Below are 22,216 nucleotides of genomic sequence, written 5' to 3'. Positions count from 1 at the left end.
CATGCCCAGCCCGCGCTTCTGCCCGCAATGCGGCGCCGCCAGCCTGGCCAACCAGGTGCCCGCCGGCGACACCCATGAACGGCTGATGTGCACGGGCTGTGGCTACATCCACTACGTCAACCCCAAGATCATCGCCGGCTGCATCATCGAACAGGACGGCAAGTACCTGCTGTGCCAGCGCGCCATCCCGCCGCGCCCCGGCACCTGGACCCTGCCCGCAGGCTTCATGGAAGCCGGCGAAACCACCGAGCAGGCCGCCGTGCGCGAGGTGTGGGAAGAGACCGGCGTGCGCGCCGACATCGTCTCGCCCTACTCCATCTTCAGCGTGCCGCGCATCAGCGAGGTGTACATCATCTTCCGCGCCATCGCCGTGGAGATCACCGGCGCCTTCGGCCCGGAAACCCTCGACTACCGCTTCTTCGCCCCGGACGAAATACCCTGGGATGCCATTTACTACCCGGCCATCCGGCAGATCCTCGAACGCTATATCGAGGAACGCCAGGCCGGGGTCTACGGCATCTACATGGGCAACGACGACAGCGGCAAGATCCACTTCATCCGCTGACTACACCGCGTCGTCGTCCCCCAGCGGGTACCCCTCGACTATGATGATTTCAGCCGTGGCCACCCCTTGGCGGTGGGCCTTGGCCTGCTGGTATTCCGGCGAGTTGTAGCAGTCGATCGCGTGCTGGTACGAGGGAAACTCGATGACCACGCTGCGCTGCGGCGTCTCGCGCCCTTCCATGGCAATGCTGCGCCCGCCACGCGCCAGGAACTTGGCCCCGTACAGGGCGAAAGCCGTGGGCGCGCGCTGGGTGTATTCGACGTATTGCTCGGGGTCGGTGACATCGACCTGGGCGATCCAGTAAGCCTTCATTACTACCTCGACAGTTTCGACTCAAGTTGTATTATGGTATACCAGAATAACGTTACAGCCTGCCAGTCATAGTGAGACAACACATGGCCTTCAATAGCACCGAAGAAATCATCGAGGACTTCCGTCAGGGCAAGATGGTGTTGCTGGTCGACGATGAGGATAGAGAAAACGAAGGCGACCTGCTGCTGGCAGCCGACCGCTGCACCGCCGCCGACATCAGTTTCATGGCCCGCGAAGCCCGTGGCCTGATCTGCCTGACGCTGACCGACGAACACTGCCAACGCCTTGGTCTTGAGCAGATGGTGCCGGCCAACGGCAGCGTGTTCGCCACTGCCTTTACCGTGTCCATCGAGGCCGCCACCGGGGTGACGACCGGTATCAGCGCCGCCGACCGCGCGCGCACGGTGCAGGCCGCCGTGGCTGCCGGCGCCACTGCCAACGACATCGTCCAGCCGGGGCATATCTTCCCCCTGCGCGCCCGCGAAGGCGGCGTGCTGACCCGCGCCGGCCACACCGAGGCCGGCTGCGACCTGGCGCGCCTGGCCGGCTTCACCCCGGCAGCGGTGATCGTGGAGGTGATGAACGACGACGGCACCATGGCCCGCCGCCCGGACCTGGAAGTGTTTGCGCGCAAGCACGGCATCAAGATCGGCACCATCGCCGACCTGATCCACTACCGCCTGAGCACCGAGCACACCATCGTGCGCAACGGCGAGCGCGACCTGCCCACGGTGCACGGCACCTTCCGCCTGGTCACCTACGAAGACCGCATCGAAGGCGGCGTGCACATGGCCATGGTGATGGGCGACATCCGCCGCGACGACCCTACCCTGGTGCGCGTGCACGTGATCGACCCGCTGCGCGACCTGGTCGGCGCCGAGTACAGCGGCCCCAGCAACTGGACCCTGTGGGCCGCCCTGCAACGGGTGGCCGAGGAAGGCCGTGGCGTGGTGGTGGTGCTGGCCAACCATGAATCGTCCCAGGCGTTGCTGGAACGCGTGCCGCAGCTCACCCAGCCGCCGCGGCAGTACAGCCGCTCGCAGTCGCGGATCTATTCCGAGGTGGGCACCGGGGCGCAGATCCTGCAGGACATTGGCGTAGGCAAGCTGCGCCACCTGGGGCCGCCGCTAAAGTATGCGGGGCTGACGGGGTATGACCTGGAGGTGGTGGAAAGCATTCCGTTTACCCTCTGACCCTGTGGGAGCTGGCTTGCCAGCGAGCTTTTCGGCGCCCCAAAAACTCGCTGGCAAGCCAGCTCCCACATTTTCTACCGTGCGAAGTCCCCATCCGCAGATGGCCGGTAAGGCGAAACTCTTGTACAAATCTTGGAATACCATAATATGATATTCCAGTAGACCGAAAGAATGTGTCAGGTGCGCCCGCCAGGGACAGCACAAACAACAAGCCCTGACGCGGTCGACCATTACCAGGTCCCCCTGGACCCACTGCTCCCGAAAGGCGGGCGTTGCTACAGCCCGCTCAAAACACAACAAATGAGGGCGTACAAATGGTGTTCAACAAAGGTGCTACCGCGGTTCTCGCCGCAGGCATTCTGGCCGTATCCACAAGCGTTGCATTTGCCGCCGACAGCATGAGTTTCGTCAGCTGGGGTGGCAGCACCCAGGACGCGCAGAAAGCCGCCTGGGCCGAGCCCTTCAGCAAGGCCGCCAACATCAAGGTGGTGCAGGACGGCCCCACCGACTACGGCAAGCTCAAGGCCATGGTCGACAGCGGCAACGTGCAATGGGACGTGGTGGACGTGGAGGCCGACTTCGCCCTGCGCGCCGCCGCCGAAGGCCTGCTCGAACCGCTGGACTTCAAGGTGATTGACCGCGACAAGCTCGACCCGCGCTTCGTCGGCGACCACGGCGTGGGCTCGTTCTACTTCTCCTTCGTGCTGGGCTACAACGAAGGCAAGCTGGGCGCCGGCAAGCCCCAGGACTGGACCGCCCTGTTCGACACCAAGACCTACCCGGGCAAGCGCGCCCTGTACAAATGGCCGAGCCCTGGCGTGCTGGAACTGGCGCTGCTGGCCGACGGCGTGCCCGCCGACAAGCTCTACCCGCTGGACCTGGACCGCGCCTTCAAGAAACTCGACACCATCAAGAAAGACATCGTCTGGTGGGGCGGCGGCGCGCAATCGCAGCAGCTGCTGGCCTCGGGTGAAGCCAGCCTCGGCCAGTTCTGGAACGGCCGCGTCTACGCCCTGCAACAGGACGGCGCGCCGGTGGGCGTGAGCTGGAAACAGAACCTGGTCATGGCCGATTTCCTGGTCATTCCCAAGGGCTCGAAAAACAAGGACGCAGCGATGAAGTTCCTGGCCAATTCCAGCTCGGCCAAGGGCCAGGCGGACTTCGCCAACCTCACCGCCTACGCCCCGGTGAACAAGGACAGCGTGAGCCTGCTCAAGCCTGAACTCGCGCCCAACCTGCCCACTGCCTACGCTAAGGATCAGATCACCCTCGACTTCGCCTACTGGGCCAAAAACGGCCCGGCTATTGCGACACGGTGGAACGAATGGCTGGTCAAATGAAGATGACGGCGGCTTCCCACCGTCACGGCACCGGCAGCGCCCCCAGCGCCGCCGGCGCCACACCCGGCAAGGCGACAGCCATGGCAAACACCCCCACCCTGGCGCAACGCTGGCGCGGCAGCCGCAACCTGCTGCCGGCCCTGCTGTTCCTGGGCCTGTTCTTCTTCGCGCCGCTGATCGGCCTGCTGCTGCGTGGCGTGCTGGAACCGGTGCCGGGCCTGGGCAACTACCAGGAGCTGTTCGCCAACTCGGCCTACGCCCGGGTGCTGTTCAACACCTTCTCGGTGGCCGGCCTGGTGACCCTGTTCAGCGTGCTGCTGGGCTTCCCGCTGGCCTGGGTGATTACCCTGGTGCCGCGCGGCTGGGGGCGCTGGCTGCTGAACATCGTGCTGCTGTCGATGTGGACCAGCCTGTTGGCGCGTACCTATTCCTGGCTGGTGCTGCTGCAGGCCAGCGGGGTGATCAACAAGGCGCTGATGGCCATGGGCATCATCGACCAGCCGCTGGAGATGGTGCATAACCTCACCGGCGTGGTCATCGGCATGAGCTACATCATGATCCCGTTCATCGTGCTGCCGTTGCAGGCCACCATGCAGGCCATCGACCCGATGGTGCTGCAGGCTGGCGCCATCTGCGGCGCCAGCCCGTGGACCAACTTCTTCAAGGTGTTCCTGCCGCTGTGCCGCTCGGGGCTGTTCTCCGGGGCCTTGATGGTGTTCGTGATGTCCCTGGGGTACTACGTGACGCCGGCGCTGCTGGGCGGCGCGCAGAACATGATGCTGCCCGAGTTCATCGTCCAGCAGGTGCAGTCGTTCCTCAACTGGGGCCTGGCCAGCGCGGCGGCGGCGCTGTTGATCGTCATCACCCTGGTGCTGTTCTACTTCTACCTGAAGCTGCAACCGGAAAGCCCGGTCGGCTCCAGCAACGCGAGGTAAGCCGACATGCTGCTGACCCCCAATGCCATGAGCACGCGCCTGCGTGTCGGCCTGTACACCACCACGGGCATCATCGCGCTGTTCCTGTTGCTGCCCATCGTGTTCATCGTGCTGCTGTCGTTCGGCTCGTCCCAGTGGCTGGTGTTCCCACCACCGGGGTGGACGCTGAAGTGGTACGTGCAGTTCTTCTCCAACGCCGACTGGATGGACGCCGCCGTGTCGAGCCTGAAGGTGGCGGTACTCACCACCTTCTTCGCCGTGGCCCTGGGCCTGCCCACCGCCTTCGCGCTGGTGCGCGGCAAGTTCCCTGGCCGGGAAATGCTCTACGGGCTGTTCACCCTGCCGATGATCGTGCCGCTGGTGATCATCGCCGTGGCGGTGTATGCGCTGTTCCTGAAGCTGGGCTACACCGGCACGCTGTTCGCCTTCGTGGTCAGCCACGTGATCGTGGCGCTGCCGTTCACCATCATTTCCATCATCAATTCGCTGAAGCTGTTCGACCAGTCCATCGAGGACGCCGCGGTGATCTGCGGCGCCTCGCGCTTGCAGGCGATCTTCAAGGTGACCTTCCCCGGCATCCGCCCGGGCATGGTGGCCGGCGGCCTGTTCGCGTTCCTGGTGTCGTGGGATGAAGTGGTGCTTAGCGTGATGATGGCCAGCCCTACCCTGCAAACCCTGCCGGTAAAAATGTGGACCACCCTGCGCCAGGACCTGACCCCGGTGATCGCCGTCGCCTCGACGCTGCTGATCGCCCTGTCAGTCATGGTGATGGTCATCGCCGCCGCCCTGCGTCGGCGCAATGAAATGCGTCTGGGAGTAGTCAAATGAGTGCCGTGATCAACGAAACCGCCCAGCCAGGCAAAACCCTGGTCAGCCTGCGCAACCTGAACAAGCACTACGGCGACTTCGCCGCTGTGGATAACATTTCCCTGGACATCCAGGACGGCGAATTCCTCACCTTCCTGGGCTCCAGCGGCTCGGGCAAGAGCACCACCCTGTCGATGCTGGCCGGCTTCGAGACGCCCAGCAGCGGCGAGATCCTGGTCAGCGGCCAGTCGCTGGTAAACGTGCCGCCGCACAAGCGCGACATCGGCATGGTGTTCCAACGTTATTCGCTGTTCCCGCACCTCTCTGTACGCGACAACATCGGCTTCCCGCTGAGCATCCGCAAGCACTCGGCGGACGAGGTGAAGAAGCGCGTCGACGCCATGCTCAAGCTGGTGCAGCTGGAGGCCTTTGCCCACCGGCGCCCGTCGCAGATGTCCGGCGGCCAGCAGCAACGGGTGGCCATCGCCCGCGCGCTGGTGTACGAACCGCGCATCCTGCTGATGGACGAGCCGCTGGGCGCGCTGGACAAGAAGCTGCGTGAAGACCTGCAGGACGAACTGCGCCAGCTGCACCGCCGGCTGGGCATCACCATCGTCTACGTCACGCACGACCAGGAAGAGGCCATGCGCCTGTCCCAGCGCATCGCCATCTTCAGCCACGGCAAGATCGTCGGCCTGGGCACCGGCTACGACCTCTACCAGAACCCGCCGAACGCCTTCGTGGCCTCGTTCCTCGGCAATTCCAACTTCCTCAAGCTCAAGGCCCAGGGCAACGCCGCCGCGACCTTCGAAAACCAACCGCTGTCGATTCGCCTCACGGCCAACCTGCGCACTGACCAGGACGTGCTGCTGATGGTGCGCCCGGAGAAAGCCCTGGCCCTGAGCGTGGCCCAGGCGGCCAGCGAGCCGTTGCAGGCGGGCTGGAACGAGGTGGCGGCGAAAGTCACCGAGGTGTTGTTCCTGGGCGAAAGCCAGACCTGCAGCGTGATCACCGCCGGCGGCACCGCCATGACCGTGAAGGCCTTGAGCGCCGCGGGCATGCCGCTGAAGGCCGGTGACCCGGTGCGAGTGCGCTGGGCCACGGCCGATGCCTGCGTGTACACCGAGTGGGCCGAAGGCGACCTTAACAAGGCGGCCGGCGCGCACTGAGCCTGATCCCACCCACAAAAAAGGCGCCTCAACAGGCGCCTTTTTTCATGCCGGAATCGCGTTGCCTGCATCGCGGCCAAGGCCGGCTCCTACCTCGGACTGTGTAGGAGCCGGCCTTGGCCGCGATGGCGTCAGAGGGAGCAACGCCCATGGGTCATTCGCTATACGCAAGCTTTGCGGCTTGGGCTTGATGGCCGCGGGTGGCCAGGCACCAGTACAGCGGGCAAGTCACCACCAACCCCACCAGCCACGACAGGTCCACCCCATCGATCACGTTCGCCCACGGCCCCACATACAGCGAGGTATTGGCGAACGGCAACTGCACCAGGATGCCAATGAAATACGCCACGATCGCATGGGGGTTAAACCGCCCATACACGCCACCATCGGCGGCAAAAATCGAGGCAATGTCATAGCTGCCACGCTTGATCAGGTAAAAGTCGATCAGGTTGATCGACGCCCACGGCACCAGCACCAGCAACAGCGCCAGGATCAACCCGATGAAGTGCGAGATGAAGTGCGACGAAGCGCCCAGCGCTATGAAGCAGCAGCCCGCCAGCACCACGGCCGACAGCAGCACGCGCACCTTGATGCTCGGCGTCCAGCTGCCGGCAAAGGTCTGGATCGAGGTGACGATGGAAAGCGTGGCGCCATACAGGTTCAGGGCGTTATGGCTGATGATGTTCAGCAGGAACAGCACCATCAATATCGGCCCCAGGCCACCGGTGGCCTGCTTCACCGCCGCCATCGCCTCGGTGCCTTCGGGGGTTGCCAGCACCGCCACCGCGCCAAAGCTGAACGACAGAATGGTGCCCAGGCAGGCACCGGCGTAGGTGGCCAGGAACGGCCGGGCAATGCCGATATCCGCCGGCAGGTAGCGCGAATAGTCCGACACGTAGGGCGAGAAGCTGATCTGCCAGATGATGCCCAGCGACACCGTGGCCAGGAAGCCCGACAGGTTGAAGGCGCCACGGCTGAAGAAGTCCAGCGGCAGGTCGTGGCTGAAGATCATCACGAAGCCGGCCAGCAGTGCGCTGCCCATCACCCAGGTGCCGATGCGGTTGAGGGTGTGGATAAAGCGGTAGCCGATCACACCGATGGCGGTGGCGCTAAGGGCGCCGATGATGATGCCGGCGGGCAGCGGCACGGCATTGACGATGCCGTGAATCGATTCACCTGCCAGGACGATATTGGAGATGAAGAAGCCCACGTAGATAATCGCCGCGAAGAACACGATCAGCAGCGCGCCGTAGCGCCCGAACTGGCCGCGGCTTTGCACCATCTGCGGTATGCCCATGCGCGGGCCCTGGGCCGAGGCCAGGGCAATCACCACCCCGCCGATCATGTGGCCAAGGACGATCGCGATCAGCCCCCACAGCAAGTTGAGGTGGAACACTTGCACCACCATGGCCCCGGTCACGATCGGCAGGGGGGCGATGTTGGTGCTGAACCACAAGGTAAAGAAATCGCGCGCCTTCCCATGGCGCTCAGCTAACGGCACGTAATCCACCGTATGGTTTTCGATCAGTTGCGTCTGTTCGGTCTTCTGGGACATGGATGCACTCGATTCTCTGTTCTTGTCTTTGTATGGAAATGCAATTCGGGGGCCGTTCATCGACGGCCTCCAGAACGAAGACCATATTATGGTATTCCAAGCTTTCCACAAGCGAAAACTTGGCATACCATCAGACAACAAAGCGGCATAAAACCAATTCAGCCGCTGCCTACCGAGGAACACCAAATGATCGACGCCACCGTCTACAAAAACGTCATGGGCTCCTTCCCTTCGGGCGTGACCGTGATCACCACCCTGGACGACGACGGCCAGGTCGTGGGCCTCACCGCCAGTGCCTTCAGCTCGCTGTCCATGGACCCGGCGCTGGTGCTGTTCTGCCCCAACTACAGCTCCGATTCCTACCCCGTGCTGATCAAGAACAAGCGCTTCGCCATTCACCTGCTGTCGGGCCAGCAGCAGGCCGAAGCCTACGCCTTCGCGCGCAAGGGCAAGGACAAAGCCGCAGGCCTTGAGTGGACCCTGAGCGAGTTGGGCAACCCGCTGCTCAAGGGCGCCGTGGCCATCATCGAGTGCGAACTGTGGCGCGAATACGAAGGCGGCGACCACGCCATCATGGTCGGCGCGGTGAAGAACCTGGTGGTCCCTGAACAGGGCCCAACCCCGCTGGTGTACTGCCGCGGCAAGATGGGCGCGCTGCCCGCCTTCGCATAAAGACATTGCAGATTGTTGGTATTATGGTATACCAATAATACGACCGCAGCGCCTTGGCGCTCCCACAGCATCAGGCCCGCTTTCGGCGGGCCAAAAACAAAAGATCCGAGGTACGCGTCATGAAGTTTTCCCTGTTCGTGCATATGGAACGCTGGGATGAGCAAGTCAGCCACCGGCAGCTGTTCGAAGACCTGACCGAGCTCACCCTGATGGCCGAAAAAGGCGGCTTCAGCACCGTCTGGATCGGCGAACACCACGCCATGGAATACACCATTTCGCCTAGCCCGATGCCGCTGCTGGCGTACCTGGCCGGCAAGACCACCACCATTCACCTGGGCGCCGGCACCATCATCGCGCCGTTCTGGCACCCACTGCGGGTAGCCGGTGAATGCGCCCTGCTGGACGTCATCAGCAACGGCCGCATGGAAGTGGGCCTGGCCCGCGGCGCCTACCAGGTGGAATTCGACCGCATGGCCGGCGGCATGCCCGCCAGCAGCGGCGGCAACGCCCTACGGGAGATGGTGCCGGTGGTGCGCAAGCTGTGGGAAGGCGACTACGCCCACGACGGCGAGATCTGGAAATTCCCCACCTCCACCAGCGTGCCGAAACCAGTGCGTACCCCGCCGATCTGGATCGCTGCCCGCGACCCTGACTCGCACAACTTCGCCGTGGCCAATGGCTGCAACGTCATGGTCACGCCGCTGATGAAAGGCGACGAGGAAGTGGTGGACCTGAAGAACAAGTTCGAAGCCGCGCTGGCCAACAACCCGAGCATCCCGCGCCCGCAACTGATGGTGCTGCGCCACACCCACGTGCACGCCAAGGACGACCCGGACGGCTGGCAGGTCGGCGCCAAGGCCATCTCGCGCTTCTACCGCACCTTCGACGCCTGGTTCGGCAACAAGACCACCCCGGTGAACGGCTTCCTCGACCCAAGCCCGGAAGAAAAATTCGCCGAACGCCCGGAGTTCCAGCTGGAGAACATCCGCAAAAACACCATGATCGGCACGCCGGAAGAGATCGTCGCGCGCATCAAGTATTACCAGGAGCTGGGGGTGGATGAGTTCAGCTTCTGGTGTGACAACAGCTTGCCCCATGAAGAGAAGAAGAAGTCGCTGAAGCTGTTCATCGACCACGTGGTGCCGGCGTTCCGCTAGTCCATGTGGGAGCTGGCTTGCCAGCGAGCTGTTGAGGCCCTAAAAGCTCGCTGGCAAGCCAGCTCCCACAAGGTTGTTGTTTCCCCATCGAACGCGTCGTCAGGGGTTCAGGAAATCAAGACCCCACCACCGCCCCACCCTGCACCACACCTGGCGCATCCGCCTCCGGCTTGATCCGCACCACCTCCCGCGCCACCGTCCACACGATGATCGCGGCAATGATGTCGAAGATCGCCAGCACCACGAACAACGGGCTGTAGCCAACCTGGGTGACCAGCACACCAAACACAGCGGTGAACGCCGCAGCACCGAGGAAGCCGAACATGCCGCCGGCACCGGTAGCGGTGGCCACTTCGTTCTTGCCGAAGGAGTCGGAGGTGATGGCGTACAGCGCACCCGACAGGGTCTGGTGGGCGAAACCGCCTACGCACAGCAGGGCGATGGCCATGTAGGGGCTGTCGACCAGGCCGATGCAGGCCGGGCCGATCATGCACGAGCAGCCGAACAGCATGACCATTTTCCGCGAGGTGAACAGCGAGACCTTGCAGTAGCGGTGGAAGATCGGGCTCAGGTAGCCGCCCAGCACGCAGCCCAGGTCGGCGGCGAGGAACGGCAGCCAGGCGAACATGGCGATTTCCTTGATGTTCATGTGCCGTTCGGTCATCAGGTACAGCGGGATCCAGGCGTTGAAGGTCTGCCAGGCCGGCTCGGAAAGGATGCGCGCCGAGGCGATGGCGTAGAAGTTGCGGCTGGCGACGATCTTTTTCCAGCTGCCGCGCTGCTTGGGTTCTTCCTTGAAGTGCGCTTCCTGGCCGCTGAGGATGTACTCGCGTTCTTCGTCGCTGAGGCGCTTCTGGTCACGCGGGTGCTTGTAGAGGAACAGCCAACCCACGCTCCAGACGATGCCGGCGGCGCCGACGATCAGGAACGCCAGCTGCCAGCCGCTGTGCAGGATGGCCCAGACCACCAGCGGCGGTGCCAGCAGCGCGCCCACCGAGGAGCCGATGTTGAACCAGCCAATGGCTACCGAGCGCTCCTTGGCCGGGAACCATTCGGTGGTGGCCTTGACGCCGGCCGGCAGGCCGGCGGCTTCGGTCAGCCCCAGCAGGCCGCGCAGGAACGCCAGGCTCTGCCAGCCGGTTGCCAGGGCGGCGCCGGCGCAGGCCAGCGACCAGGCGAGGGCGAAAACCGCGAAGCCCATCTTGGTGCCGATGGCATCGAGGATGTAACCGGCAATGGGTTGCATCAGCGCGTAGCAGATCTGCCAGGCGACGACGATGTGGGAATACTGCTCGGTGGAGATGGTCAATTCGCTCATCATCGTGGGCGCTGCGACCGACAGGGTGTTACGGGCCAGGTAGTTGACGATCAGGCCGCCCATGACCAGGGCCACCATCCACCAACGGATGCCTTTAATCTTCATCACATCACCTTGATTGTATTTTTGTTAGGTGAGCGTTATCCACAGGAGGGAATCGCGCTATCGACACATTTAGTCATACGTTGTCGTATAACCACCTTATAGCGATACTGGCGAATAGGTGTCAATGCCGATTCCGCGCTTCGTCGATTGACAGCGACAGGCTGCGCTCCCAATAATTCGCCGCAAGTTGTACGATGACATCTACCCAACAATAATTTACAAGAGGCCAGAGCCGCCCATGACCACCCCAAGCAAACCCCTCAACCGCCTGCTGCTGACCGGTGCCGCTGGCGGCCTGGGCAAGGAACTGCGCCAACGCCTGAAGCCTTTCTGCCGCACCCTGCGCCTGTCCGACATCGCCAGCATCGGCGCCGTGGATGACAAGACGGAAGAATTCCAGCTGTGCGACCTTTCCGACAAACAGGCGGTGCACCACCTGGTGGAAGGCGTGGATGCCATCGTGCATTTTGGTGGCGTGTCGGTAGAGCGCCCGTTCGAAGAGATCCTGGGCGCCAATATCTGCGGGGTGTTTCATATTTATGAAGCAGCGCGCCGCCATGGGGTGAAGCGGGTGATTTTCGCCAGTTCCAACCACGTCATCGGCTTCCACAAGCAGACCGAGGTGCTGGACGCCCATAGCGCCCGCCGCCCGGACAGCTACTACGGCCTGAGCAAATGCTATGGCGAAGACATGGCCAGCTTCTATTTCGACCGCTACGGCATCCAGACCCTGACCATCCGCATCGGCTCCTCGTTCGCCGAACCGCAGAACCGCCGCATGCTCAGCACCTGGCTGAGCTTCGACGACTTGACCCAGCTGATCGCCCGCGGTTTGTACACCGCCGACATCGGCCACACCGTGGTGTACGGCGCCTCCGACAACACCCCCAACTGGTGGGATAACCGCTACGCAGCACACTTGGGCTACCAGCCCAAGGACAGCAGCGAGCCGTTCCGCGCCAAGGTGGAAGCGCAGCCGATGCCGCCGGCCGATGACCCGACCATGGTTTACCAGGGCGGCGCGTTCGTGGCAGCCGGTCCATTCGGCGACAATTGACGGCCCCCTGACGCGGCCTTCGGCCGCTGCTACCCGCCGTAGCAGCGGCCGAAGGCCGCGTCCTAGTCACCACCGCATGGCAGGATCAGTGGTTGTAAGCACTCTCATTATGCTCACCCAAGTCCAGCCCCAACTCCTCGGTAGCTTCATCCGCGCGCAAGCCAATCACCGCCTTGATCACCTTCAAGATGATCCAGCTCACCGCGAAGCAATACACGAAGGTGAAGCTAACGCCCTTGAACTGCGCCCACAGCTGCCCGGCGATGGTGACGTTGGGTACGTAGCCGCCCAGTGACGGTACGCAGAACACGCCGGTGAGCAGCGCGCCGACGATACCGCCGATACCGTGCAGGCCAAACACGTCGAGGCTGTCGTCGTAGCCGAAGCGACGTTTCAGGCTGGTGGCGCCCAGGTAGCAGATCACCCCGCACAGCAGGCCGATGGCCAACGCACCGCCAGTGCCCACGTAGGCGCACGCCGGCGTGATGCCCACCAGGCCCGCCAACGCACCACTTGCCAGGCCCAGGGCGCTGGGGCGGCCGGCCTTGAACCATTCGGTGAACATCCAGCCGATGATGCCAGCGCAGGCGCCCAGTTGGGTGTTGATCATGACGATGCCGGAGATGCCGCTGAGGCCACCGCCCGAACCGATGTTGAAGCCGAACCAGCCCACCCACAGCATGGCCGCGCCGACCATAGTGAAGCTCAGGTTGTGCGCCGGCATCGGCGTATGTGGATAACCCTTGCGCTTGCCCAGCAGGATGCACGCGGCCAGCGCCGCGACGCCGGCGTTGATGTGCACGGCGGTGCCGCCGGCGTAGTCCAGGGTGCCCCAGTTGTGCATCAAGGCCCCTGCCCCGCCCCACACCATGTGGGCGATGGGCGCGTAGACCAGGGTGAACCACACGGCCATGAAGATCAGCGCCGCCGAGAACTTCATGCGCTCGGCGAAGGCGCCGGCGATCAGCGCCGGCGTGATGATGGCGAAGGTCATCTGGAAGGTCACGAACACGCCTTCGGGAATGTCGCCGACGATGCTGTCAGCGTTCATGCCGGCCAGGAACACCCGGCTCAGGCCGCCGACGAAGCTGTTGAAGGTCACCTGGCCGTCGACCATGTTGGTGGTGTCGACCACCATGCTGTAGCCGTATATCACCCACAACACGCCGACCACGCCGGCGATGCCGAAGCACTGGGTGAACAGCGACAGCATGTTTTTCGCCCGCACCAGGCCGCCGTAGAACAACGCCAGGCCCGGCAGGCACATGAACAGCACCAGGACGGCGGCGGTGATCATCCAGGCGCTGCTGCCCAGGTTCAGGGTTGGCGGCGGGGTGTCGGCGGCGTTGGCCAGGGTGGAGAAGAGGGTTAATGCAAGGAGGGAAATGCCGGGTAGACGGTTGACCATTTTCGAAGCTCCTGCGAGGAATGGAAGGTTGTCTGGCAGCAAGCTAAGTGGGGAAAACTTCGGGCGTTGTTGGCCTCTTCTTGGGGCACTGACGCGGCCTGCGGCCGCTGCTACGGGGGTAGCAGCGGCCGCAGGCCGCGTCCGGGCTCAACTCAATACCCGCTGCCAGGCACCCAACTGGTCCCCGCCAACGGCACCCGCGCCATGGCCGCGGCTTCCACGGTCAGCGCCACCAGGTCCTCGGGGTCGAGGTTGTGCAGGTGCGACTTGCCGCAGGCGCGGGCCATGGTCTGCGCTTCCAGCACCAGCACGCGCAGGTAGTTGGCCAGGCGGCGCCCGCCTTCCACCGGGTCCAGGCGCTTGGACAGTTCCGGGTCCTGGGTGGTGATGCCCGCCGGGTCGCGGCCGTTCTGCCAGTCATCGTAGAAACCGGCCGCCGAGCCGAGCTGCTTCAGTTCCTCGTCCAGGCGCGGGTGGTTATCACCCAACGCGATCAGCGCGGCGGTGCCGATGGCCACCGCATCGGCACCCAGGGCCATGGCCTTGGCCACGTCGGCGCCGTTGCGGATGCCGCCCGACACAATCAGCTGCACCTTGCGGTGCATGCCCATCTCCTGCAAAGCCTGTACCGCCTGTGGAATGGCCGGCAGAATCGGAATGCCGACGTGCTCGATAAACACCTCCTGAGTCGCGGCGGTGCCGCCCTGCATGCCGTCCAGCACGATCACGTCGGCGCCGGCCTTCACCGCCAGCTTCACGTCGTAGTACGGCCGGCTGGCGCCGATCTTCACGTAGATGGGCTTTTCCCAGTCGGTGATCTCGCGGATCTCGGCAATCTTGATCGCCAGGTCATCCGGCCCGGTCCAGTCCGGGTGGCGGCAGGCCGAACGCTGGTCGACGCCAATGGGCAGCGTACGCATGCCCGCTACGCGCTCGGTGACCTTCATGCCCAACAACATGCCACCGCCGCCGGGCTTCGCCCCCTGGCCGAGCACGATCTCGATGGCGTCGGCTTTGCGCAGGTCGTCCGGGTTCATGCCGTAGCGCGACGGCAGGTACTGGTATACCAGGTGCTGCGACTGGCCGCGCTCTTCGGGGGTCATGCCGCCGTCACCGGTGGTGGTGCTGGTGCCGGCAATGGTGGCTCCGCGACCCAGGGCCTCTTTGGCGTTGGCCGACAGCGCGCCGAAGCTCATGCCGGCGATGGTCACCGGGATCTTCAGGTGAATAGGCTTCTTGGCGAAACGGTTGCCGAGGATAACGTCAGTGCCGCACTTCTCGCGGTAGCCTTCCAGCGGGTAGCGCGACACGCTGGCGCCCAGCAGCAACAGGTCGTCGAAATGCGGCACCTTGCGCTTGGTGCCGCCGCCGCGAATGTCGTAGATGCCGGTCTCGGCGGCACGCTGGATTTCCTGGATGGTCAGGCGGTCGAAGGTGGCGGACTCGCGCAGCACCGGAGGGTTCTTCTCGCTCATATCAATGCTCCTCAGTACGCGGACGCGTTATCGACTTTGAAGTTGTACAGCTGACGGGCCGAGCCATAGCGCTTGAAGTCGCTGGCCTGGTGGGCGAAACCGGCGCGGTTGAGCAATTCCTGCAGTTCTTCCAGGTGCTCGGCGCGCATCTCTTTTTCGATGCAGTCCGAGCCCAGGGACTCGACCTTGCCCTTCACGTAGATGTGGGTTTCATACAGCGAGTCGCCCAGCGCATCGCCGGCATCGCCACACACCACCAGGCGCCCGGCCTGGCCCATGAAGCAGCTCATGTGGCCGATGCTGCCGCCGACGACAATGTCGACGCCCTTCATGGAAATGCCGCAGCGGGCGCCGGCATCGCCCTCGATCACCAGCAGGCCGCCATGGGCCGTGGCCCCGGCCGCCTGCGAGGCGCTGCCCTTGACCCGCACGTAGCCGCTCATCATGTTCTCGGCGCAGCCGACGCCGACGTTGCCGTGCACGGTGATTGAGGCCTTCTGGTTCATGCCCGCGCAGTAGTAGCCGGCGTGGCCCTGGATATCGATGGACAGCGCCTCGTTCACGCCCACGGCGAGGTTGTGCTTGCCGTTGGAATGGGTCACCACCCACTCACGGTCTTCAACGTTGTTGACCTGGTCGTGCAGCGCCTGGTTGAGGTCGCGCACGCTGGCAGTGGAAAGGTCGATGGTTTTCATGTGCGTGCTCCTTAGGCCGACTCGCGTTCCCAGACGTAAAGGGTGGCCGGTGCCGGCTCCCAGATTTTCGCGTGCTCGATGCCCGGCAGGCTCGACAGCGCCTGATACTCCGAGGCCATGGCCACGTAGTCATCGGTCTCGGCGAGGATGGCCGGCTTGCAGGCGATCGGGTCGCGGATCACCGCGAAACCGTTGCGGGTGCCGATGGCGAAGGTGAAGAAGCCGTCGAGGTTTTCTAGCGAGTTATCCAGCGCCTCCTTCAGCGAGTCGCCCTGCTGCAGGCGCCAGGTCAGGTAGCCGGCGGCCACTTCAGTGTCGTTGTCGGTCTCGAACGTGATGCCTTCGCGCTTGAGCTCTTGGCGCAGACGGAAGTGGTTGGACAGCGAGCCGTTGTGCACCAGGCACAGGTCGGCGCCGGTGGAGAACGGGTGGCTGCCTTCCATGGTCACCGCGCTTTCGGTGGCCATGCGGGTGTGGCCGATGATGTGGCTGCCCTTCATGCCAGCCAGGCCGAAGCGCTGGGAAATTTCCCGTGGCAGGCCCATGCCCTTGAGAATCTCGATGCTCTGCCCGGCGCTCATGATGCGCAGTTCAGGCGCCAGCTCGGCCAGGGCGGCGCGGGCGCTGGCCTCGTCGGTGTTGACCTTGAGCACCGCAGCGGTAGCGTTCTGGAACCAGTCCAGCGAGCAACCCAGCTGGCCTTCAAGGGCGCTCATCAGTGCGTGAAAATCGAAACCTTCGGTGGTGCTTTGCAGGGTCAGCTTGACCCAGCCATCAGCCACTTCGTCGCCGTAGATGGCAAAACCGGCGCTGTCGGGGCCGCGGTCGGTCATGGCCTCCAGCATTGGTTCGAACAGCTTGCCCAACTGGGCTTCGAGCTGCGGGTTCTTCAGGTACAGCCCCACGATTCCACACATAACAGGTCTCCTTCGCTGGGCGGCACAGGCGCCGCCAGCGCTTCATTGAAGGGTAAGAATCAGAAGAATTCGGTGTAGCGCTGGATCTCCCAGTCGGAGACGTGGCGGCTGTATTCCACCCACTCCATGCGCTTGAGCTTGATGAACTCGCCGACGATTTCCTGGCCCAGCACTTCGCTGAACAGCGGGTCGGCTTCCAGTGCGTCGCAGGCTTCCTTGAGCGACTGCGGCAAGGTCTTGATGCCGCGCGCGGCGATTTCTTCCAGGCTCAGCTTGTAGAGGTTTTCGTTGCAGACCTGGTCGGGCATCAGCTGGCGGTCGATGCCGTCGAGGCCCGCGGCGATGATCGCGGCGCTGACCAGGTACGGGTTGCAGCCGGCATCGGGCAGGCGGAACTCCAGGCGGCCATAGGGCACGCGGACCATGGCCGAGCGGTTGTTGGCGCCGAAGGCGATGAAGGCCGGGGCCCAGGTGGCGCCGGACAGCGAGTTGCCCACCACCAGGCGCTTGTAGGAATTGACCGTGGGCGCCGCGAACGCACACAGCGCCGGGCCGTGGGCCAACAGGCCGGCGGCGAAGTGGTAGGCCAGCTTCGACAGGCCCATGCCGCTGGGGTCACTGGCGTCATGGAAGAGGTTCTTGTTGTCGGCGCTGGCGATCGACAGGTGGAAGTGCATGCCATTGCCGGCGCGCTTGGGGTCGGGCTTGGGCATGAACGAGCAGATCATGCCCAGGTCGTTGGCGATCTCGCCGGCGGCCATGCGGAAGAAGGTGAAGCGGTCCGCCGAGGTCATGGCGTCGCTGTAGGTGTAGTTGATCTCGAACTGGCCGTTGGCGTCCTCGTGGTCGATCTGGTAGATCTCGAAGTCGACCTTCTGCAGCGCCTCGGTCAGGCGTTCGAGGAATTCACGGGAGCGCGACAGGCCCTTGTAGTCGTAGCAGGGCTTGTCGAGGTTGTCGCTGGCGTCCACCAGTTGCAGCTTGCCGCTGCCATCGCGGCGCATCAGGTTGAATTCGGGCTCCAGGCCGGTGTTCAGGGTCCAGCCCTTGTCGGCCAGGCGCTGCACCTGTTGCTGCAGCACGTAGCGGCTGTCGTACGGGTGGGGCTTGCCGTCCACATGGCCGATGCACACCACGCGGCCGTAGCCCGGCTGCCAGGGCACCGGGGTCAGGGTGGCCAGGTCGCCGCGGGCCATGAAATCCGGGCCGTGGGGCTCCATGCCCATGCCGCAGATGGCGAAGCCGGCGAAACCCGCGCCTTCCTCGGCCACGGTCTTGAGGCCACACACCGGCACCGACTTGGTCTTGGCCGCACCGTGGATATCGACGAACTGGGCCAGCACGTACTTGATCCCGTGCTGCTCGATAATGCGCTGGGTTTCTTCTGGCAACATGTGCACTTCACTCCTCGCGACTGGCTGGCTGATCGTTTATTCCGCTAAAGAAACTTACTTTCCCAATGGGAATGCAAGCCGCTTGCCAGATTTGCCGATGCCGGTGCCTGTTCGCGAAAACGAGCTTTGTACTCTGTCTATATGGGAATATAGTTTTCCCAGGGGGAATACCAGCAAACGCCGGACGGCGGAGCTCCCCGGATTTGCACATTCATGGTGCGAAACTAATATTAATGTACAGAAACCGTGCAGGCCTTTATGAACATGCCTATCGACCCCCAACCACGTTTGAAGCTGGAGCAGTACCTGGGGATGCAGATCAAGCGCCAGCGCCAGGCGCAGGAACTCAAGCTGGCCGACGTGGCCCGCATCGCCGGCATCAGCCAGGGCATGCTGAGCAAGATCGAGAACGCCCAGGTGTCCACCAGCCTCGACACCCTCAGCCGCCTGTGCGACGTGCTGGGCATGCCCATGTCCAAACTGTTCAGCCAGTACGACCAGCAAGGCAGCAGCGCCCTGCTGGTGAAGGCCGACGAAGGCCTGGAGGTGGTGCGCCGCGGCACCGAGAAGGGCCACACCTACCACCTGCTGAACCACACCCGCGGGCCGAAGAAGAGCTTCGAGGCGTACATGGTCAGCATGGACGACGCCAGCGAGGAGTTCCCGACCTTCTCGCACCCGGGCACCGAGTTCCTGCACCTGCTGGAAGGCGAGCTGATCTACCGCCATGGCAACCAGCTGTACCGCATGGAGGCTGGCGACAGCCTGACCTTCGACGGCGAGATCCCCCATGGGCCGGAGCAGCTGGTGCAGGTGCCGATCAAGTTGCTGTCTATCATGAATTACGGCAGCGAGAACCAGTAAGCCGGGGGCCTTGATCAAAACCTGTGGGAGCTGGCTTGCCAACGAGCTTTTTGGGGCCTGAAAAGCTCGCTGGCAAGCCAGCTCCCACAGGGATTGATTTCGTGCCTCAACCCCCCCCAATAAAATTCCTGCCAGTTAAAAAACTTTCACCACCCCTCTAGACGCCCCCCGCGCTTTCCCCTATAAAACCCACCAAGGAATATTTTATTCCCCACAGGCAATTTCCTGTGGGACGCCTTTTTTCGCCCTGCGATGCGCTGCCGCCACCCTTCCCCCGAGGACAAGCCATGCAACACGAAAAACACCAATTCATTCTCAAGATCAGCTGTCCGGCCACCTCGGGCATCGTCGCGGCGGTGACCTCGTACCTGGCCGGCAACGCGTGCTACATCGGCGAGATGGCCCAGTTCGACGACGAGCTGAGCGGGCGGTTTTTCATGCGGGCGGTGTTTCGCTTCAACGACGGCCACGCCGGTGACATCGATCAATTGAAAGCCGGCTTCGGCGACGTGGCCGGCCAGTTCGACATGGACTGGGAGCTGCACGACAACAGCCAGCCCATGCGCGTGCTGCTGATGGTGAGCAAGTTCGACCACTGCCTCACCGACCTGCTGTACCGCTACCACAAGGGCGAGATGGACATGACCATCACCGCCATCGTCTCCAACCACCTGGAACTGCGGCCCATGGCCGAGCGCGAGGGCATTCGCTTCATCTACCTGCCCGTGACCAAGGACACCAAGGCGCGCCAGGAGGCCGAGCTGATGAAGGTGGTGGACGAAACCGGCACCGACCTGGTGGTGCTGGCCCGCTACATGCAAATCCTCTCCGACGACCTGTGCAAGCAGCTAGCGGGGCGCGCCATCAACATCCACCACTCGTTCCTGCCCGGCTTCAAGGGCGCCAAGCCCTACCACCAGGCCTACCAGCGCGGCGTGAAGCTGATTGGCGCCACCGCCCACTACGTCACCAGCGACCTCGACGAAGGCCCGATCATCGAGCAGGAAGTGCAGCGCGTGGACCACGCCTACCTGCCCGACGATCTGGTCGCCATAGGCCGCGATACCGAAACCGTGGCGCTGTCCAAGGCGGTGAAATACCACCTGCAGCACCGCGTCTTCCTCAACCAGGACCGCACGGTGATCTTCCGGTGAACAGCCTCAAGTTGATCGACGGCAAGGCCGCCGCGGCCGGGGTGCTGCGCCAGGTAAAAGCCGATATCGCCCGGCACGGTATCCACCCGGCCCTGGCGGTGATCCTGGTGGGCGATGACCCCGCCAGCCACGTCTACGTGCGCAACAAGGTGCTGCGCGCCGAGGAAGCCGGCATCCGCTCGCTGGAATACCGCCTGCCCGCCGATATCCCACAGGCCGACGTGCTGGCCTTGATCGCCCGGTTGAACGCCGACACCAGCGTCAACGGCATCCTGCTGCAACTGCCGCTACCGGCCCATATAGAAGAAGCCCTGGCGTTGCAGGCGATTGCGCCGAGCAAGGACGTCGATGGTTTTCACAGTGAAAACGTCGGCGGCCTCAGCCAGGGCCGCGACGTGCTCACCCCCTGCACGCCCAGCGGCTGCATGCACTTGCTGCAGGCCACGCTGGGCGACCTGAGCGGCAAGCACGCCGTGGTCATCGGCCGCTCGAACATTGTCGGCAAGCCCATGGCGGCGTTGCTGCTGCAGGCCCATTGCTCGGTCACCGTGCTGCACTCGCGCAGCGTCAACGCCCGCGCGCTGTGCCGCCAGGCCGACATCGTGGTGGCCGCCGTCGGCCGCCCGCAGATGCTCGACGCCAGCTGGCTGAAACCCGGCTGCGTGGTCATCGACGTGGGCATCAACCGTATCGAAGCAGGCGGCCGCAGCCGCCTGGTGGGCGACGTCGATTTCGACAGCGCCCTGGCCGTGGCCAGCGCCATCACCCCGGTGCCCGGTGGCGTCGGGCCGATGACCATCGCCTTCCTGATGAAGAACACCCTGACCGCTGCGCTGCAGCAGGCCACCCCCCCACGCAGCCCGTCGGAGGCCCCATGCCTTTCAACCTGTTGAAATATGGCCTGAGCTCGGAGTACCCGGTCGAGGTTGACCTGCCCGCGCCCAAGGAACTCAAGCCCCGCTACGACGTGGTGATCATCGGCGGTGGCGGCCATGGCCTGGCCACGGCCTATTACCTGGCCAAGTACCACGGCATCACCAACATCGCCGTGCTGGAAAAGTCCTACCTGGGCGGCGGCAACACCGCACGCAACACGGCGGTGATTCGCTCCAACTACCTGACCAGCGAAGGGGTGAAGTTCTACGCCGAATCGGTGCGCCTGTTTGAGGGCCTGTCCAACGAGTTCGACTTCAACATCATGTACTCGCACCGCGGCCAGCTGACGCTTGCGCACACCGACGCCACCGTGCGCTCGTTCCGCCAGCGCGCCGAGGTCAACAAGCACTTCGGCGGCCGCACCGAGATGATCGACCGCCAGCAGATCCGCGAACTGGTGCCCACCCTCAACCTGGACCCCGGCCACCTGCCGGTGCTGGCCGGCCTGTGGCACATGGACGGCGCCACCGCCCGCCACGACGCCGTGGCCTGGGGCTACGCCAAGCAGGCGGCCAAGCGCGGCGTGGAGATCCACCAGCTCACCGAAGTGCAGGAACTGGTGATCGAGAACGGCGCCATCACCGCCGTGAAGACCAACCGCGGCACCGTCCAGTGCGGCTGCGCGGTGCAGGCCATCGCTGGCATGAGTTCGCAGATGATGGCCAAGGCCGGCATTCGCTCGCCGATCCAGACCTTCCCCCTGCAGGCCATGGTGACCCAGCCGTTCAAGCCGTTCCTCGACCCGCTGGTGAGTTCCTCGGCGCTGCACTGCTACGTGCAGCAGACCAGCCGTGGCGAGGTGGTGTTCGGCGGCGGTTCCGACCCGTACCCGCTGTTCAACACCCGCTCCACCCTGGACTTGAAGGAAAGCCTGCTGGCCCACGCCATCGAGATGTTCCCCTTCCTGGCCAACGCCAAGCTGATGCGCCAGTGGGCCGGCATCACCGACATGACCCCGGACTACAGCCCGATCATGGGCCTGAGCCCGGTGAAGAATTACTACCTGGACGCCGGCTGGGGCACCTGGGGCTTCAAGGCCACGCCCATCTGCGGCAAGACCATGGCCGAGCTGGTGGCCAGCGGCGGCAAGGTGCCGGAGCTGATCAAGCCGTTCAGCCTGGCGCGTTTTTCCACCTTCAAGCAGGTCAACGAAATGGGCGCCACCGCGGCCAGCCACTGAGGAACGGA

The 22,216-nt window shown here is 64.0% G+C and carries 21 protein-coding genes; 13 read left to right on the top strand and 8 right to left on the bottom strand.

Translation table 11 applies throughout. The features are described from left to right. Nucleotide 1 precedes the first annotated feature (1 nt). Nucleotides 2-565 (top strand): NUDIX hydrolase, encoded by a 564-nt coding sequence (locus ACWKWX_RS19395; protein ID WP_483828605.1) that lies wholly within the window; start codon nucleotides 2-4, stop codon nucleotides 563-565. Here the strand turns inward: ACWKWX_RS19395 and ACWKWX_RS19390 are convergent, their stop codons facing one another. Further along, on the bottom strand, nucleotides 566-877 hold the full coding sequence (locus ACWKWX_RS19390) for a DUF1330 domain-containing protein (RefSeq protein ID WP_416422336.1): 312 nt from the start codon (nucleotides 875-877) through the stop codon (nucleotides 566-568). It lies immediately after the preceding gene. Nucleotides 878-960: 83 nt separating this feature from the next. Between ACWKWX_RS19390 and ribBA the strand changes: the two genes are divergently transcribed. The 5 genes from ribBA (at nucleotide 961) to ACWKWX_RS19365 (ending at nucleotide 6,321) form a co-directional block, all read left to right on the top strand. Then, on the top strand, nucleotides 961-2,070 hold the full coding sequence (ribBA, locus tag ACWKWX_RS19385; RefSeq protein ID WP_416422335.1) for a bifunctional 3,4-dihydroxy-2-butanone-4-phosphate synthase/GTP cyclohydrolase II: 1,110 nt from the start codon (nucleotides 961-963) through the stop codon (nucleotides 2,068-2,070). A gap of 314 nt (nucleotides 2,071-2,384) precedes the next feature. Next, on the top strand, nucleotides 2,385-3,410 hold the full coding sequence (locus ACWKWX_RS19380) for an ABC transporter substrate-binding protein (RefSeq protein ID WP_476298535.1): 1,026 nt from the start codon (nucleotides 2,385-2,387) through the stop codon (nucleotides 3,408-3,410). After that, nucleotides 3,395-4,345 (top strand): ABC transporter permease, encoded by a 951-nt coding sequence (locus tag ACWKWX_RS19375; RefSeq protein WP_483828604.1) that lies wholly within the window; start codon nucleotides 3,395-3,397, stop codon nucleotides 4,343-4,345. Before ACWKWX_RS19380 ends, ACWKWX_RS19375 begins: the two co-directional genes overlap by 16 nt. A gap of 6 nt (nucleotides 4,346-4,351) precedes the next feature. Continuing rightward, a complete protein-coding gene (locus ACWKWX_RS19370) occupies nucleotides 4,352-5,173 on the top strand; it encodes an ABC transporter permease (protein WP_416422332.1) in 822 nt (273 codons plus the stop codon). Beyond that, on the top strand, nucleotides 5,170-6,321 hold the full coding sequence (locus tag ACWKWX_RS19365; RefSeq protein ID WP_416422331.1) for an ABC transporter ATP-binding protein: 1,152 nt from the start codon (nucleotides 5,170-5,172) through the stop codon (nucleotides 6,319-6,321). Before ACWKWX_RS19370 ends, ACWKWX_RS19365 begins: the two co-directional genes overlap by 4 nt. A gap of 154 nt (nucleotides 6,322-6,475) precedes the next feature. Here the strand turns inward: ACWKWX_RS19365 and ACWKWX_RS19360 are convergent, their stop codons facing one another. Beyond that, nucleotides 6,476-7,876, bottom strand: coding sequence for a purine-cytosine permease family protein (locus ACWKWX_RS19360; protein WP_483828603.1), 1,401 nt, complete (start codon nucleotides 7,874-7,876; stop codon nucleotides 6,476-6,478). A 186-nt stretch (nucleotides 7,877-8,062) separates the two neighbouring features. Here ACWKWX_RS19360 and ACWKWX_RS19355 point away from each other — a divergent pair, with 186 nt between their 5' ends. Then, a complete protein-coding gene (locus ACWKWX_RS19355) occupies nucleotides 8,063-8,548 on the top strand; it encodes a flavin reductase family protein (RefSeq protein ID WP_416422329.1) in 486 nt (161 codons plus the stop codon). Nucleotides 8,549-8,667: 119 nt separating this feature from the next. Then, the gene (locus ACWKWX_RS19350; RefSeq protein ID WP_416422328.1) at nucleotides 8,668-9,705 is read left to right on the top strand and encodes an LLM class flavin-dependent oxidoreductase; all 1,038 of its coding nucleotides are present in this window, start codon (nucleotides 8,668-8,670) and stop codon (nucleotides 9,703-9,705) included. Nucleotides 9,706-9,820: 115 nt separating this feature from the next. Here the strand turns inward: ACWKWX_RS19350 and ACWKWX_RS19345 are convergent, their stop codons facing one another. Continuing rightward, nucleotides 9,821-11,128: an MFS transporter gene (locus ACWKWX_RS19345; protein WP_416422327.1), complete on the bottom strand. Its 1,308-nt coding sequence runs from the start codon at nucleotides 11,126-11,128 to the stop codon at nucleotides 9,821-9,823. Nucleotides 11,129-11,366: 238 nt separating this feature from the next. On the opposite strand from ACWKWX_RS19345, the gene ACWKWX_RS19340 reads away from it, so the two are divergent. Beyond that, entirely contained in the window at nucleotides 11,367-12,185 is an 819-nt protein-coding gene (locus ACWKWX_RS19340; RefSeq protein ID WP_416422326.1) for an NAD-dependent epimerase/dehydratase family protein, read from the top strand. Between the two features lie 85 nt (nucleotides 12,186-12,270). On the opposite strand, the gene ACWKWX_RS19335 is transcribed toward ACWKWX_RS19340, so the two are convergent. The 5 genes from ACWKWX_RS19335 to glnT all read right to left on the bottom strand — a co-directional run bounded on the left by ACWKWX_RS19335 (nucleotide 12,271) and on the right by glnT (nucleotide 18,074). Then, nucleotides 12,271-13,593, bottom strand: coding sequence for an ammonium transporter (locus ACWKWX_RS19335; protein WP_483828602.1), 1,323 nt, complete (start codon nucleotides 13,591-13,593; stop codon nucleotides 12,271-12,273). 152 nt (nucleotides 13,594-13,745) lie between these two features. Next, nucleotides 13,746-15,068: an FMN-binding glutamate synthase family protein gene (locus ACWKWX_RS19330; protein ID WP_476301452.1), complete on the bottom strand. Its 1,323-nt coding sequence runs from the start codon at nucleotides 15,066-15,068 to the stop codon at nucleotides 13,746-13,748. Nucleotides 15,069-15,079: 11 nt separating this feature from the next. Continuing rightward, complete coding sequence (locus ACWKWX_RS19325; RefSeq protein WP_416422323.1) at nucleotides 15,080-15,763, bottom strand: GltB/FmdC/FwdC-like GXGXG domain-containing protein; 684 nt, start codon at nucleotides 15,761-15,763, stop codon at nucleotides 15,080-15,082. A gap of 11 nt (nucleotides 15,764-15,774) precedes the next feature. Next, a complete protein-coding gene (locus ACWKWX_RS19320) occupies nucleotides 15,775-16,680 on the bottom strand; it encodes a class II glutamine amidotransferase (RefSeq protein ID WP_483828601.1) in 906 nt (301 codons plus the stop codon). A 59-nt stretch (nucleotides 16,681-16,739) separates the two neighbouring features. Further along, entirely contained in the window at nucleotides 16,740-18,074 is a 1,335-nt protein-coding gene (gene glnT, locus ACWKWX_RS19315) for a type III glutamate--ammonia ligase (RefSeq protein ID WP_416422321.1), read from the bottom strand. A gap of 258 nt (nucleotides 18,075-18,332) precedes the next feature. Here glnT and ACWKWX_RS19310 point away from each other — a divergent pair, with 258 nt between their 5' ends. The 4 genes from ACWKWX_RS19310 to ACWKWX_RS19295 all read left to right on the top strand — a co-directional run bounded on the left by ACWKWX_RS19310 (nucleotide 18,333) and on the right by ACWKWX_RS19295 (nucleotide 22,208). Next, nucleotides 18,333-18,938: a helix-turn-helix domain-containing protein gene (locus ACWKWX_RS19310; RefSeq protein WP_416422320.1), complete on the top strand. Its 606-nt coding sequence runs from the start codon at nucleotides 18,333-18,335 to the stop codon at nucleotides 18,936-18,938. Between the two features lie 287 nt (nucleotides 18,939-19,225). Continuing rightward, nucleotides 19,226-20,092 carry a formyltetrahydrofolate deformylase gene (gene purU, locus ACWKWX_RS19305; protein ID WP_416422319.1) on the top strand — a complete coding sequence of 289 codons (867 nt, stop codon included), beginning with the start codon at nucleotides 19,226-19,228 and terminating at the stop codon, nucleotides 20,090-20,092. Beyond that, nucleotides 20,089-20,985 carry a bifunctional methylenetetrahydrofolate dehydrogenase/methenyltetrahydrofolate cyclohydrolase FolD gene (folD, locus tag ACWKWX_RS19300; protein WP_483828600.1) on the top strand — a complete coding sequence of 299 codons (897 nt, stop codon included), beginning with the start codon at nucleotides 20,089-20,091 and terminating at the stop codon, nucleotides 20,983-20,985. The genes purU and folD overlap by 4 nt, the downstream gene beginning before the upstream one ends. After that, nucleotides 20,967-22,208 (top strand): FAD-dependent oxidoreductase, encoded by a 1,242-nt coding sequence (locus tag ACWKWX_RS19295; RefSeq protein WP_483828599.1) that lies wholly within the window; start codon nucleotides 20,967-20,969, stop codon nucleotides 22,206-22,208. The genes folD and ACWKWX_RS19295 overlap by 19 nt, the downstream gene beginning before the upstream one ends. The last annotated feature ends 8 nt before the right edge of the window (nucleotides 22,209-22,216 follow it).

This window comes from Pseudomonas imperatae (assembly GCF_057128625.1).
The sequence above is the reverse complement of the archived record's forward strand: the minus strand, read 5'-3'. Positions and strand labels throughout refer to the sequence as shown.